This is a genomic window from Micromonospora sp. U56 (assembly GCF_018070095.1).
Classification (GTDB): domain Bacteria; phylum Actinomycetota; class Actinomycetes; order Mycobacteriales; family Micromonosporaceae; genus Micromonospora; species Micromonospora purpureochromogenes.
On sequence record NZ_JAGPYL010000154.1, the window covers coordinates 1 to 13,396 of the forward strand.

Sequence of the window (13,396 nt, forward strand, 5' to 3'; positions counted from 1 at the left end):
CCTCGACGAAGTCGCCCACGAACTGAACACCCGCCCCCGCCAGACGCTGAGCTGGGCAACCCCAACCCAGCGCCTGGCTCAACTCATCGCGCCCTGACGATTGCACTCACCACTTGACGCCGCCCCGGGGCGCGGGGCGACAACTTCATGATCGACGGGGTGGGACGGGGGGTCAGCAGCCGATGATCCAGTAGGAGGGGGCGGTCTGCTTGAGGGTGCTGGTGTTGAAGGTGTTGTAGAGGCCCATTCGCTGGTTGCTGCCTGAGGCGTAGGCGTAGCCGCCGGACTGGTAGGCGCGGCCGGCGGTCACGTGGGCGTAGTTGCTGGCGGTGACGCAGGTGGGGGCGGTGGTCGGGGTCGGGGAGGCCGTGGCGGTGGGGGTGGGGGTGGGGGTGACGCCGCCGCCGAGGCCGAAGAAGAGGGCGTCCCGGTAGGTCGAGCAGATGGTGTCCAGGAAGTACGAGGTCGCGGTGCCGCACTGGTCGGCGGCCGAGCCGGGGTCGACCGGCGTGCCGTGGCCCATGCCGGAGACCCGGTAGAGCCGGATGGCGTCGTTGCCGTACACCTCCAGGCTGGTGCCGCCGGTCAGCGACGCGGTGCTGGTCGGGGTCTGTGACACACCGAGCACGTTGGTCCACTGGTCGCGGGATTCGGTGGCGTTCATCGGCACCACCGTGGTGTCCGAGGTGCCGTGCCAGATGGCGACCCGGGGGCGGCGGCCGGTGTAGCCGGAGTAGGCGTTGCGGACCAGGTCGCCCCAGGCCGCCGGGCTCTTGTCCACCCCGGTGTACTGGCAGGTGTTGGTCGACGCCGGCGGCGAGCAGCGGTACGGCAGCCCGGCGATGACCGAGCCGGCGGCGAATACGTCCGGGTAGGTGGCGAGCATGACCGAGGTCATCGCCCCGCCGGCGGACAGCCCGCTGACGAAGATCCGGTGGCCGTCGAGGCCGTAGTTGGTCCTGGCGTGGTCGACCATCTGCTTGATCGACAACGCCTCGCCCTGGCCCCGGCTGATGTCCCCCTCGACGAACCAGTTGAAGCAGCTCAGCGGCTGGTTGGCGCTGGACTGCTGGGGCACGATCAGGGCGAACTTCCACTGGTCGGCGTACTTCTGCCAGCCGGAGTTGGCGAAGTAGCCGGCGGCGTTCTGGGTGCAGCCGTGCAGCAGCACCACGGCCGGCGCGTTGGCCGGCAGCCCGTCCGGGCGGTAGGCGTACATGGCGAGGTTGCCCGGGTTCGAGCCGAAGCCGGTGACCTGGGTCAGCGTGGCGGCCTGGGTGGGCACGGCGACCGCGACCAGGGCGGCCGCAGCGACGACGGCCCCGGCCAGCGCCCCGGCGAGCCGGGCGAGGACGGATGGGGAACGGTGCACGGCGACCTCCCGTTGCGGCGTGTGAACTGGGTCACCCCCGAGTTGCCGAGACGTTACGTCCGTGTTTCAGACCAGCGACATGGTCGCCGCTCACACATTCGTCGTCGCCGATGTGGCGGTCGGGGGGCCGGCAGCCCGGACCCCCGACCCGACCCCTCAGCAGTTGCGCAGCTCCGGGCTCTGGTTACGGATCTGCGCCAGCGGCGAGACGAACTGCCGGTGGGCGTCGCCGCCGACCAGCGCCGGCGGGAAGGCCGCCACCCGGTGACAGTTCTGGAAGGCCAGCGTCACGTTGAAGTGCCGCTCCAGCCCGCCCCGGATGGCGTCGCTGGCCAGCGCGCGCAGCAACTGCCCGCGCTCGGCCTCCGACGGCGGCGGCACGGCGTGCTCGGCCATCCGGCCGCCGCCGGCCGCGCGCGCGGCGACGTCGGCGACCACCGACCAGGCGTACGGCAGGGACCGCCGGACACAGTCGACGAACTCCTCGTCGTCCACCCGGCCGGCCTCGGCCCGCTCCAACAGGGCGGTGGGTACGTCGAGAGACATGGTGCTCCTCCGATCTGCGCACTGACGCGCGATCTGCGCGATGGCGCGACTCCTGCAATTGGAAGTCATTTCCAACAAGGAATCAAGATTCCGCGGCCGACCGGCTTTCGTGTCTGAGCGGTGCCGCCAGATCCGGTTGGTAACGTCCGCTCCGTGCCGACCTCCCCGACCCTGGCCGCCGACCAGCCGCCCGCCGCCGCACCCGCCACCGGCCAGGATCGCCGGGCCGATCTGAGCGTGGTGCTGGCCGCCGTGGTGCTGGCCGTCTGGGTGACCAGCGGCCTCTGGCGCGACCCGAACAGCCGGGCGATCACGGTCAACTCCAGCGACCAGGCGCTCTTCGAGTGGCTGCTCGCCTTCGGCGGGCACGCGCTGACCCACGGGGAGAACCCGTTCTTCACCCACCTGGTCAACGTCCCGGACGGGGTGAACCTCGCGGTCAACACGTCGATCACCGTCTACGCGGCGGTCTTCGCCCCGCTGACGTACCTGATCGGGCCCCCGGCGACGTTCCTGGTGATCCTCACCCTCAACCTGGTCGCCACCGCGCTGGCCTGGTACTGGCTGCTCTCCCGGCACCTGGTCCGCAGCCGGCTGGCCGCCGGCGTCGGGGCGCTGTTCATCGCCTACTCCCCCGGCATGGTCGCGCACGCCAACGCGCACCTGAACTGGACCGCCGGCTGGCTGGTGCCGCTGCTGACCTGGGGGGTGTTCGCGCTGCGCCGGCCCGGGCGCTGGCTGCGCGGCGGGATCGTGCTCGGCGTGCTGGTCGCGGTCGCCTTCTCGATCGCCGCCGAGGGGCTCTTCTTCACCGCGCTGGCGCTCGCCGTCTTCCTCGCCGTCTGGGCGCTGCACCCGGCCCGGCGGGCCGAGGCGCGCGCGGCGCTGCCCACCTTCCTGCGCGGGCTCGGCGTGACCGCCCTGGTGGCCGGGGCGCTGCTGGCGTACCCGCTCTGGCTGCACTTCGCCGGCCCGCAGCGCTTCCACGGCACCGGTTTCGACGCCGTGATCCACTCCGAGGACATCGCCGCGTTCGGGGCGTACCCGCAACGGTCGCTGGCCGGCGCGGCGGGCCTGGGCACCGACCTGGCACCCAACCCGACCGAGGAGAACTCCTTCTTCGGACTGCCGCTGCTGCTGCTCGCCGTCGCCTGCTTCGTGGCGCTGTGGCGGCGGGCCGACCCGCGCCGCCGGGCCACGCTGGCCGCGCTGGGCGCCACCGCCGCGCTCTTCTCGGTGCTCTCCTGGGGGTCGCTGGCGAAGTGGGCCGGGCGGCGCACCGACCAGCTGCTGCCGTTCGGCCTGCTGGACGGGCTGCCGGTGGTCAACGCCGCGCTGCCGTCCCGGCTGGCGCTGGTGGTCGCGCCGGTGATCGGCCTGCTGCTGGCGTACACCGTCGACCAGCTCCGGGCCGACCCGCCCCGGCGACGGCGCGTGGCGACGGCGTGGGCTGCCGGCTTCGCGGTCGCGCTGGTGCCGCTGCTGCCCACGCCGCTGGCGACCAGCGCCCGGCCGCCGGTGCCGGAGTTCATCACGGCCGGAACCTGGCGACAGCACGTCTCGCCCGGCGGGGTGCTCACCCCGCTGCCGCTGACCCTGGACGTGACGCCGGACGGGCAGCGCTGGCAGGCGTACGCGCTGGCACACCGGCAGGGCGAGTTCCGCATCCCGGCCGGCTTCTTCCTCGGCCCCGGCGGCCCGGACGGCCGGGGCCGGATCGGCCCGCCGCCGCGCACCTTCGACACGCTGATGGACCAGGCCGGCCGCACCGGCCTGGTGCCGATCGTCACCGAGGGCAGCATCCAGCTCTGCCTGGCCGACCTGCGGTACTGGGGCGTCGAGGCGGTGGTGCTGCCGGACGAGGTGCACGGGGCCAAGTACGACCTCGACGAGGACGCCCTGCGCCGTACCGCGACGGCCCTGCTCGGTCCCCCGCGGCGGGTCGACGACGTCTGGCTCTGGGAGGTTCCCGCCGCCCGACGCGACGAGGCTCACCCCCGGTGAGCCCCGGGTGCGGGTCTAGGCTTGAGCGGTGACCGCGACGACTTCCGGCCTGACGGCCGTCCGCGCCGGCCTGCTCGACTACCAGGCCGCCTGGGACGAACAGCGCCGCCTCCACGAGTCGGTGGTGGCGGGTGAGCGCGGCGACACCGTGCTGCTGCTGGAGCACCCGAGCGTCTACACCGCCGGCAAGCGCACCGAGCCGTGGGACCGCCCGATGGACGGCACCCCGGTCGTCGACGTGGACCGGGGCGGCAAGATCACCTGGCACGGGCCGGGCCAGCTCGTCGGCTACCCGATCCTGCGCCTGCCGGACCCGGTGGACGTGGTCGCCTACGTGCGCCGCACCGAGCAGCTGCTGATCGACGTCTGCGCCGAGTTCGGGCTGGCCGCCGGCCGGGTCGAGGGGCGAAGCGGCGTCTGGGTGCCCGAGGACGACCGCGGTCCGGCCCGCAAGGTGGCCGCCATCGGCATCCGGGTGGCCCGCGGGGTGACCCTGCACGGCTTCTCGATCAACTGCGACTGCGACCTGACGTACTTCGACCGGATCGTGCCCTGCGGCATCTCCGACGCCGGGGTCACCTCGCTCACCGCCGAGCTGGGCCGACCGGTCAGCGTCGCCGACGTCCTCCCGGTGGTCGAGCGTCGCCTGCCCACCCTGCTCGGCTGAGCCGCGTGCACGTCGATCTCGTCACCGTCGTCGTCGCCGAGTACGACCCGGCGATCGCCTTCTTCACCGAGGTGCTCGGCTTCGACCTGGTCGAGGACTCCCCCTCGCTGACCACCGACGGGCGCCCCAAGCGCTGGGTCGTCGTCCGCCCGCCCGGGGCGCAGACCGGCCTGCTGCTCGCCCGCGCAGACGGAGAGCGCCAGGAGCGCGCGGTCGGCGACCAGGTCGCCGGCCGGGTCGGCTTCTTCCTCCAGGTCGACGACTTCGACGCGGTGCACCGGCGGATGGTCGACGCGGGCGTCGAGTTCGTGCGGCCGCCGCGCACCGAGCCGTACGGGCGGGTCGCCGTCTTCCGCGACATCGCCGGTAATCGCTGGGACCTGCTCGGCCCCGCCTAGCCGCGCCCCGTCCGAGGGGTCGTACCCCGGCTCTACCACGCCGACCTGCTCCGCGAGGCGGTGGACGGGCTGACCGGTGAGGACCCGCCGCCCGGGTGGCGCCCACGAGCGGGACAACCGATCCCGGGCAGCTGACGCGGACGAGGCGGCCCCGGCCCGACCCCGCCCGACCCCGGTCAGCCGATCGGCAGCCGGGTCAGCCAGTCCTGCCAGGCCTGCTCGGCGCGGGCCGGGTCCGGTTCGGCGGCGAAGAGGTGGTGCCCGAGCACCAGGACGTTGCCCCGGTTCGTGCCGGAGTGCAGGAACCGGTAGAGCGCGTCCGAGGTCCGTACGCCGAAGTACGTCGGCAGGCCGACGAGGTCGACCACCCCGTCGACCGGCGGCAGCCCGGGCAGCTCGAGCCGGACCGGCTCACCCCCGGTGACCGGGCCGGTGAGCCCGAACGCGCCGGCCACGGCCGCCCAGACCTCATCCGGTTCGCCCGCCCCGGGCCGGAACGCCGCGACCGGGGTGCCGGCCCGGCCGACGAAGTGCGCCAGGTACGCCGCCAGCGTCCCCAGGTACATGTCCCAACCGGTCCGCATCGCCTCGTACTCGGTCTCCCAGTTGTCCCCGAGGACGCCGCTCTGCACCAGCCGCAGCACGCTGCCGCCCTGCTCGCGGCCCTCGATCAGGTACTCGATGGCCATGAAGGTGCCGTCCGGCCCCGGGTCGCTCCGGTACGCGAACCGCTTACCGGGCTCCCAGGCCGTCACGGTCGACTCGGCGACCTCACCGGCCATGGTGAACCGGGTCCGGCCGCCCTCGCGGGGCTCGACCTCGCTGCGGCCCATGAACCAGGAGTCGATGCCCGGGCCGGTCGCGATCGCCGCCCACACCTGCTCCGGCGTGCCGGGCAGCGCGATGTCCTTGCCGAGTTCGAACGGGTGTCCCATGGTGGTGCCTCTCTCTGTGTGGTGTGCGGAGTGGGTGGCGAGCGGAAATTCAGTGGGCGCGGGGCGGGGTGATCGTCAGGAGTCCTCGGCGGCGCCGGTGGGGAGGTCGACGCTGGGGTGCAGGGCGACGACCACCCGGTGCCGCCGGCCCCCGGGAGCCTGCTCGTCGTGATACCGGCCGACCAGGCCGGCGACGGCGGCCGCCAACTCCTCGGCGAACGCGGCCCGGTCGGACGCAGAGGCGAACCGGACGTCGGCGTCCACGGCGAAGGTGGCGACCCGCTTCCCGGCCCGGTCCGCGCCGGTGATCAGCGCGCCGACGTCCTGGACGAGCCGGGCGGCGAGCGCCAGCAGCCACCGCGCGGAGAGCCGGTCGGGCGCCTGGGCCGGATCGGGGCGCACGGCGGCGAGGGCAGCCGGCGAGATGACGTACGACGCCGCGGTGGCGCGCATGACCCGCTCGGTCACGTTGCCCTTGCGACGTTCCTCGACCAGCTCGATCAGGCCGTGCTGCTCCAGCGCTCGAAGGTGGTAGTTGACCTTCTGGCGGGCCAGCCCGACCCGGGCCGCGAGCATCGTCGCCGAGGCCGGCTCGGCGAGCGCGGCGAGCAGCCGGGCGCGTACCGGGTCCAGCGACGCCTCGGCGGCCGCCGGGTCCTCGATCACTGCGATGTCGAACATGTCCACAGCCTCCCACCGACGATATTTCTTGTCAAGACAATGCGAATTGTCGGTGCGATCGCCCGCTCCCCCATGCGCGGGATTGAGCGTTCGCTCAACCACCGCTACCGTTCGTTGAGCGACCGCTCAACAGGGAGGGAGGCTGACGTGCGGGGCATCTACGTGGAGACACTGATCGACGCGCCGGTGGAACGGCTCTGGCAGGCGACCCAGGATCCGGCGACGCACCGCCGCTGGGACGCGCGGTTCGGTCGGATCGACCCGGTGCCGGGCAGCACCCCCGCCCGGTTCCGGTACGCCACCACCGTGCTGCCCGGCGTGCGGATCGCCGGCCACGGCACGCACGCCGGTGAGCAGCACCGCCCGGACGGCACCCGCACGTCGGCGTTGCGCTTCGGCTCCGACGACCCGCGTTCGCTGATCGCCACCGGGTCCGGGTACTGGCGCTACCTGCCCGGGCCGGACGGCGTGCGGTTCCTGACCGGCTACACGTACGACCCGCGCTGGGGACTCGCCGGCCGGCTGGCCGACCTCGCCTTCCGGCCGCTGTTCGGCTGGGCGACCGCGTGGTCGTTCGACCGGCTGCGGCTCTGGCTGGAACGGGGCGTGCCGCCCGAGCGCGCCCGGCGGCAGGCGTGGCGGGAGGTGGCCCTGCGGGCGCTCGCGGTGGCCTGCGTCGGCGCGCTGGCCGCCCGGCTGGGCGCGGGGGGCACGGGCCTCGCCGGCACGGTGCTCGCCACGGCGGCGGTCGCACTGGCGGTGCCGCCCCACCCGCACACCCCGGCCGCCCGCCGGTGCCGACGCCGGCCGGCTGACCGCCTCGCCGCCCGGCCGCCGTCGCTGCTGGAGCAGCTGTGACCTCCGTCTTCCAGCACGCCCTGGGCGCCGACTTCGACCGGCTGCACCCCCGACTGCGGCGGCGCTTCGGCGTCGACGGCCGTACCGACCTGGGCTGTGTGGGCACCGGCGTGATGGACCGGGTCTGGCGCGGCCGCGCCTTCACCGCGCCGTTCCTGCGGCTGGGCACCCTGCGGCACGTGCTGTTCCCGGAGACCGGCACCGGCGTGCCGTTCACCATCGAGAACTACGCCTACACCGACTCGTACCGCCGCCCGACGCTGACCTTCGTGCGTACCTTCGAGGTCGCCGCACACCGCCGCCGCCGGTTCGACGCCACGATGGTGTGGAGCCCCCGGCGCGGCGTCCTGGTGGACTACCTGGGCACCCACCAGCACCTCGCGGTCGACCTGCACCTCGGCGTCGACGCCGCCGGGGCGCTGACGATCCGCAGCGGCGCCCAGCGCTTCCGCGGCGGGCTGCCCTGCCCGCCGGCGCTCAGCGGCGAGGCCCACCTGCGCGAGTGGTACGACGACCGGACCGGGCGGTTCCACATCGAGGTACGGGTCACCAACCGCCGCTTCGGGCCGCTGTTCGGGTACACGGGCAGCTTCACCGTCGACTACATGCCGCCGGACGGGGCACCGGTGCCCGCCGCCGTGCGGCCGCTGCGGGAGAATCCCCGGGACTGACGGAGAGGATCACCATGGCCGCCACCCGGCAGAAGCTGATCGACGGGGCGCTCGCGGCGATCCGGTCCCACGGCATCGCCGGCGCCTCGGCCCGCACGATCGCGGCGGCCGCCGGGGTCAACCAGGCCCTGGTCTTCTACCACTTCGGCACCGTCGACGCGCTGCTCGCCGAGGCGTGCCGCAGCGCGACGGCGGCCCGGGTGGCGGTCTACCGGGACCGGTTCGCCGAGGTCGGGTCGCTGCGCGAGCTGCTCGACCTGGGGCGCGCCCTGCACGAGCAGGAACGCTCCGCGGGCAACGTGGCCGTGCTGGCCCAGCTGCTGGCCGGGGCGCAGACCGACGCGACGCTCGCGGAGTCGACGGCCGCCGCGCTCGGGCTCTGGACGGCCGAGATCGAGACGGTGCTGCGCCGGCTGCTGCGCGACTCGCCGGTCGCCCCGGTCGCCGACCCGGCCGGGCTGGCCCGCGCCATCTCCGCCGCCTTCATCGGGCTGGAACTCTTCGAGGGCGTCGACTCGGCCGGTGCCCACGACGCGTTCGACGCCCTGGAACGCCTCGCCGTCCTCATCGAGGTCGTCGAGGACCTCGGACCGCTGGCCCGCCGCGCCCTGCGCGCCAGACTCCGCCCGCACACCTGAGCCGTCCCGGCCCGGTACCGACCGGGCCGGGGCGGGGACCCGTCAGGGGGTCAGGCGGTGCAGGTCGCGGGGGAAGGCGGTGACCTCGCGGACGTTGGCGGCGCCGGTCAGCCGGGCGACGAAGCGTTCCAGGCCGATGGCGAAGCCGCCGTGCGGGGGCATGCCGTGCCGGAACGCGTCGACGTAGCCGGCGTACGGCTCGATTGGCTCCCCGCGCGCGGCCAACGCCGCCAGGTAGTCCTCGTACCGGTGCAGCCGCTGCCCGCCGGTCACCAGCTCCATCCCGCGGAAGAGCAGGTCGAAGCCGTTGGAGTACGCCGGCCGCCGCGGGTCCGGGTGGGTGTAGAAGGGCCGCTTCGCCATCGGGTACCCGGTGACGAAGAGGAAGTCCGAGCCGTGCTCGGCCCGCGCCCACTCCCCCAGCGCCCGCTCGTGGGCGGGGGCGAGGTCCGGCTCGTCGGCCGGCGCGCCGGCGATCCGCAGCGCCTCGGTGAAGTGCACCGCGGGGATCTCGGCCGGTACCTCGGGCAGCCCGATGCCGAGGGTCGCCACCGCCGCGCCGGCCCGGTCCGCCACGCCGGCCAGCATCCCGGCGAGGGTGGCGCGCAGCACGGCCATCACGTCCCGGTGGTCGGCGACGAAGCCCAGCTCCACGTCGAGCGAGGTGTACTGGGCCAGGTGCCGGACGGTGTCGTGCGGCTCGGCCCGGAACACCGGACCGACCTCGTAGACCCGCTCGAAGACGCCCACCATCAGCTGCTTGTAGAACTGCGGCGACTGCGCCAGGTACGCGGGCCGGCCGAACCAGTCCAGCGCGAAGACGTTGGCCCCGCTCTCGGTGGACGAGCCGACCACCTTCGGGGTGTGGATCTCCACGAAGTCACGCGCGTCGAGGGTGGCCCGGAACCCGGCCACCGCCGCCGCCGAGATCCGCAGCGCCGCCGAGCGGGTCGGGTGCCGCAGCGCGGTGGGCGCGTGGTCGAGCTGGGTGGGCAGGGTCGCGGTCAGCGTCGGCCGGTACAGGTCGAACGGCGGCGGCACGGCGGCCGGGCCGAGTGGTCGTACCGTCGGGTCGGTCAGCTCGACCCCGGCGGGCGCCGTCGGGTTCGCGACCACCGTGGCGGTGACCTCGACGACCGTCTCCTCGGTGAGCTTCTCCAGCGCGGCGCGGACGGCCGGGTCGGTGACCACGACCTGGCTCAGGCCGGCGGCGTCCCGCACGATCAGGAAGGCCACCGACTTGAGCAGCCGGCGGCGGTGCACCCAGCCGGCGATCCGGACGGTCCGCCCGACGTGGGCGGGGAGCTGGGTGGAAAGGATGCGTTGCACGGTGGTACCTCCTCGATTGATCGCAACGCGATCCCAGGGAGGTGTGGGCGAGCGGGAACCTCGCGGTGCCACCACACCTTCGCCCCCGCGGGCGGGGGCCTCGTTCGTCGCCTTTTCACCGGGGCCGGCCGGGCGGGCTCTACTGGGCGCGAACGCCGTTCTTCCCGCAGCTCAGGAGGGTCTTCGCGCCCCGGCGCCAGACCGCCTTCCAGCATCCGGCGGCTCTCTGCACTGGCGGGTCGGGGCACTACTCGGCTCCGTCACAGCTCTGCGGCAGACGCTAGCACCACTCCCGGGACCGGTGTGACGTGGTTTTTCGGCCCCCGGTGTCCGGTGTCACAACATCTGTGGCGTGACGCCGGTCGCCCGCGGTTCATCGACCGCCACCGCCGGGCGTAGTCTCGGTTTCGTGACGATCGAGCACTCCACGCCGACGACCGAGCAGGCCGGCCGTACCGCGACTGCCGCACCTGAGGGGCGGCGGCTGCTGCGGATCGAGGCCCGCAACGCCGAGACGCCGATCGAGCGCAAACCGCCGTGGATCAAGGTCAAGGCCAAGATGGGCCCGGAGTACACCCAGCTGCGCGGCCTGGTCTCGCGCGAGGGGCTGCACACCGTCTGCCAGGAGGCCGGCTGCCCCAACATCTACGAGTGCTGGGAGGACCGCGAGGCCACCTTCCTCATCGGCGGTGACCAGTGCACCCGGCGCTGCGACTTCTGCCAGATCGACACGGGCAAGCCGGCCGAGTTCGACGCCGACGAGCCGCGCCGGGTCGCCGAGTCGGTCGCCGCGATGGGGCTGCGCTACGCCACCATCACCGGCGTCGCCCGCGACGACCTGCCCGACGGCGGGGCCTGGCTCTACGCCGAGACGGTCCGGCAGATCCACGCCCTGCAGTCCGGCTGCGGCGTCGAGCTGCTGATCCCCGACTTCAACGCGGTCCCCGAGCAGCTCGCCGAGGTGTTCAGCTCCCGTCCCGAGGTGCTGGCGCACAACGTCGAGACGGTGCCGCGGATCTTCAAGCGGATCCGGCCGGCGTTCCGCTACGAGCGCTCGCTGGACGTGATCCGCCAGGCCCGCGCCGACGGCCTGGTCACCAAGAGCAACCTGATCCTGGGCATGGGCGAGGAGCGCGCCGAGGTCTCCCAGGCGCTGCGCGACCTGCACGAGGCGGGCTGCGAGCTGATCACCATCACCCAGTACCTGCGCCCCTCCCCCCGGCACCACCCGGTCACCCGCTGGGTCAAGCCCGAGGAGTTCGTCGAGCTGCGCGAGGAGGCCGAGGAGATCGGCTTCGCCGGCGTGATGAGCGGGCCGCTGGTGCGCTCGTCGTACCGGGCCGGGCGGCTCTACAAGCAGGCGCTGGAGGCCCGCGAGGGCGTCACCGCCGCTGGCTGAGGCCGGCCGACGGCCGCGTCACCGGCCGCCGGCCCCGGTCCGGATGCCATGATCGCAGGCATGACCACCGGGGTACGCCAGGCGGCGCGCGACGCCACCCGCCCGCACGCGCCCCGGTGGCCCGCGCCGGTGGTGCTCGCCCTGCTGGTCGGCCTGGCCGGGGTGGGGTACCGGCTCGCGTTGCTGCTCGGCGACACCCCGCGCACCAACAGCGACGAGGCGACCATGGGGCTCGCCGCGCTGCACATCGCCCGCGGCGAGGACTTCCCGGTCTTCTTCTACGGGCAGGCGTACATGGGTGCGCTGGAGGCGTACCTGGCCGCGCCGCTGGTCGCGTTGGCCGGGCCCTCGGTGCTCGCGCTGCGGCTGCCGCTGCTCGCCCTGTACGCGCTCTTCCTGCTGCTGAGCTGGCGGCTGACCCGCCGCCTCGGCGGGGACCGCTGGTTCGCGCTGCTGGTGGTCGGGCTGCTGGCGCTGGGCGCGGACCGGATCGTCAAGAACCAGCTCATCGCCGGGGGCGGCTATCCCGAGCTGAACCCGATCGGGGCGGGCCTGGCCCTGCTGACCCTCGACCTGGTCACCGGCCGGCCGGCGGGCCGCCGGTGGCGCCTCGCCGGCTTCGGCTTCCTCGCCGGGCTGATCGTCTGGGTCGACCCGCTGCTGCTGCCGTACGTGCTGGCGCTCGGGGCGGTGCTCGTCACGATGACCGGACGGGACCTGCGCCGGCGCCACGGCGTCCTGCTGGCCGGGGCCGCGCTGGTGGGGGCGGCGCCACTGCTCGGGTACGGCCTGGCGCACGGCCACAACCCGCTCGCCGCGGCCGTCACCGCCGGCGGTGGGGACGCGGTGGCGAGCTGGGCGGACCGGCTGCACGGCGGGCTGGTGCTCGGGCCGGCGCTGGGCATGGGCCTCTGCTCCCCGGGGCACTGCGCGACCTGGCAGCTCTGGTGGGCGCTCGCCCTGCCGGTGCTGCTGGTACTGGCCGGGCTGTCGGCCTGGCGGGCGGTGCGCGCCGACGGCGTGCGGGCGGTGCGGGCTGACGACGCTCGGGCGGTGCGGGCCGGCGCGGCGGTACGGCTCGCGCTGCTGGCCGGGGCGGTGGGCACGCTGGCGGCGTACACGGTGAGCAGCGCCGCCGGGCGGACCCCGGTGGAGAGTTCCCGCTACCTGTCCTGCCTGGCCATTTCGCTCCCGGCGCTGCTCTGGCCGCTGTGGACCGTGGCGCGGCGACGCGGTCCGGTCGACCTCCCGCGACTCGCGGCCGTCGGCGCGCTGGTCGCCCTGCTCGGCACCGCCACGGTCGCCACCGCCGGCGCGCTGGCCACCGTGCCCACGAACCGGGCGGAGGCGCAGCGGCACCGCGCGCTGGTGGAAGCGCTGCGCGAGCGGGGCGTCCGCCACGTGTACGGCGAGTACTGGACCTGCAACCGGCTCACCTACGCCACCGGCGAGGGGATCGTCTGCGCGGTGCTTGACGAGACGCTGCGCCCCGGCTTCGACCGGCTGCCCGCCTACTCCCGCGCGGTCCGCGAGTCACCGGCCCCGGCCTACGTCGCCCCGGTCGGCTCCCCCCTCGCCCGGCGGCTGGAACGCACCCCGCCCCCGGCACGGCAGGCGACGACGGTGGACGGCTGGCGCATCTGGCTCCCCCACCCCTAACCCGCCGGCCCGTCCCCCGAACCACTCACCTCCGCCGCCCCACGCCGCGCCGTGCCCTCACTCACCGCGCCCTCCCCAGCGCCCCTGCCTCGCCACCCCGGGCACGCCCCACAGGCACGCCCCCCGCAGGCACGCCCCGCTCGGGCGCGCCCCCGCAGGCATGCACTTTCACGGAAAGAGTGGCCTCGCCCGGCGGAATAGCCACTCTTTCCGTGAAAGTGCGCGCGGACGAGGGCGGG

The 13,396-nt window shown here is 74.4% G+C and carries 13 protein-coding genes; 8 read left to right on the top strand and 5 right to left on the bottom strand.

Features of this window, described 5'->3' with window-relative positions:
• Positions 1-172: 172 nt before the first annotated feature.
• Positions 173-1,372, bottom strand: a complete 1,200-nt coding sequence (locus tag KBX37_RS30615) for a PHB depolymerase family esterase (protein ID WP_210779341.1) — start codon at positions 1,370-1,372, stop codon at positions 173-175.
• A 156-nt stretch (positions 1,373-1,528) separates the two neighbouring features.
• On the bottom strand, positions 1,529-1,918 hold the full coding sequence (locus tag KBX37_RS30620) for an SCO5389 family protein (protein ID WP_210779342.1): 390 nt from the start codon (positions 1,916-1,918) through the stop codon (positions 1,529-1,531).
• 153 nt (positions 1,919-2,071) lie between these two features.
• Here KBX37_RS30620 and KBX37_RS30625 point away from each other — a divergent pair, with 153 nt between their 5' ends.
• From KBX37_RS30625 to KBX37_RS30635, 3 genes are read left to right on the top strand one after another with little or no spacing between them, the layout of a single operon-like run.
• Complete coding sequence (locus KBX37_RS30625; protein ID WP_210779343.1) at positions 2,072-3,922, top strand: DUF2079 domain-containing protein; 1,851 nt, start codon at positions 2,072-2,074, stop codon at positions 3,920-3,922.
• A gap of 28 nt (positions 3,923-3,950) precedes the next feature.
• Positions 3,951-4,589 carry a lipoyl(octanoyl) transferase LipB gene (lipB, locus tag KBX37_RS30630; RefSeq protein WP_210779344.1) on the top strand — a complete coding sequence of 213 codons (639 nt, stop codon included), beginning with the start codon at positions 3,951-3,953 and terminating at the stop codon, positions 4,587-4,589.
• 5 nt (positions 4,590-4,594) lie between these two features.
• Positions 4,595-4,987, top strand: coding sequence for a VOC family protein (locus KBX37_RS30635; RefSeq protein ID WP_210779345.1), 393 nt, complete (start codon positions 4,595-4,597; stop codon positions 4,985-4,987).
• Between the two features lie 176 nt (positions 4,988-5,163).
• Here KBX37_RS30635 and KBX37_RS30640 read toward each other — a convergent pair whose 3' ends face one another.
• On the bottom strand, positions 5,164-5,922 hold the full coding sequence (locus KBX37_RS30640; protein WP_210779346.1) for an SRPBCC domain-containing protein: 759 nt from the start codon (positions 5,920-5,922) through the stop codon (positions 5,164-5,166).
• 75 nt (positions 5,923-5,997) lie between these two features.
• Positions 5,998-6,603, bottom strand: coding sequence for a helix-turn-helix domain-containing protein (locus KBX37_RS30645; protein ID WP_210779347.1), 606 nt, complete (start codon positions 6,601-6,603; stop codon positions 5,998-6,000).
• Positions 6,604-6,750: 147 nt separating this feature from the next.
• Between KBX37_RS30645 and KBX37_RS30650 the strand changes: the two genes are divergently transcribed.
• From KBX37_RS30650 to KBX37_RS30660, 3 genes are read left to right on the top strand one after another with little or no spacing between them, the layout of a single operon-like run.
• On the top strand, positions 6,751-7,461 hold the full coding sequence (locus KBX37_RS30650; RefSeq protein ID WP_210779348.1) for an SRPBCC family protein: 711 nt from the start codon (positions 6,751-6,753) through the stop codon (positions 7,459-7,461).
• Positions 7,458-8,132: a DUF4166 domain-containing protein gene (locus KBX37_RS30655; RefSeq protein ID WP_210779349.1), complete on the top strand. Its 675-nt coding sequence runs from the start codon at positions 7,458-7,460 to the stop codon at positions 8,130-8,132. Before KBX37_RS30650 ends, KBX37_RS30655 begins: the two co-directional genes overlap by 4 nt.
• 14 nt (positions 8,133-8,146) lie before the next feature.
• Positions 8,147-8,770 carry a TetR/AcrR family transcriptional regulator gene (locus KBX37_RS30660; RefSeq protein ID WP_210779350.1) on the top strand — a complete coding sequence of 208 codons (624 nt, stop codon included), beginning with the start codon at positions 8,147-8,149 and terminating at the stop codon, positions 8,768-8,770.
• Positions 8,771-8,812: 42 nt separating this feature from the next.
• Here the strand turns inward: KBX37_RS30660 and aspS are convergent, their stop codons facing one another.
• Positions 8,813-10,099: an aspartate--tRNA(Asn) ligase gene (aspS, locus tag KBX37_RS30665; protein WP_210779351.1), complete on the bottom strand. Its 1,287-nt coding sequence runs from the start codon at positions 10,097-10,099 to the stop codon at positions 8,813-8,815.
• A 409-nt stretch (positions 10,100-10,508) separates the two neighbouring features.
• On the opposite strand from aspS, the gene lipA reads away from it, so the two are divergent.
• Both lipA and KBX37_RS30675 read left to right on the top strand, forming a co-directional pair.
• Complete coding sequence (gene lipA / locus KBX37_RS30670; protein WP_088960998.1) at positions 10,509-11,498, top strand: lipoyl synthase; 990 nt, start codon at positions 10,509-10,511, stop codon at positions 11,496-11,498.
• Positions 11,499-11,558: 60 nt separating this feature from the next.
• On the top strand, positions 11,559-13,157 hold the full coding sequence (locus tag KBX37_RS30675) for a hypothetical protein (RefSeq protein ID WP_210779352.1): 1,599 nt from the start codon (positions 11,559-11,561) through the stop codon (positions 13,155-13,157).
• Positions 13,158-13,396 lie beyond the last annotated feature (239 nt).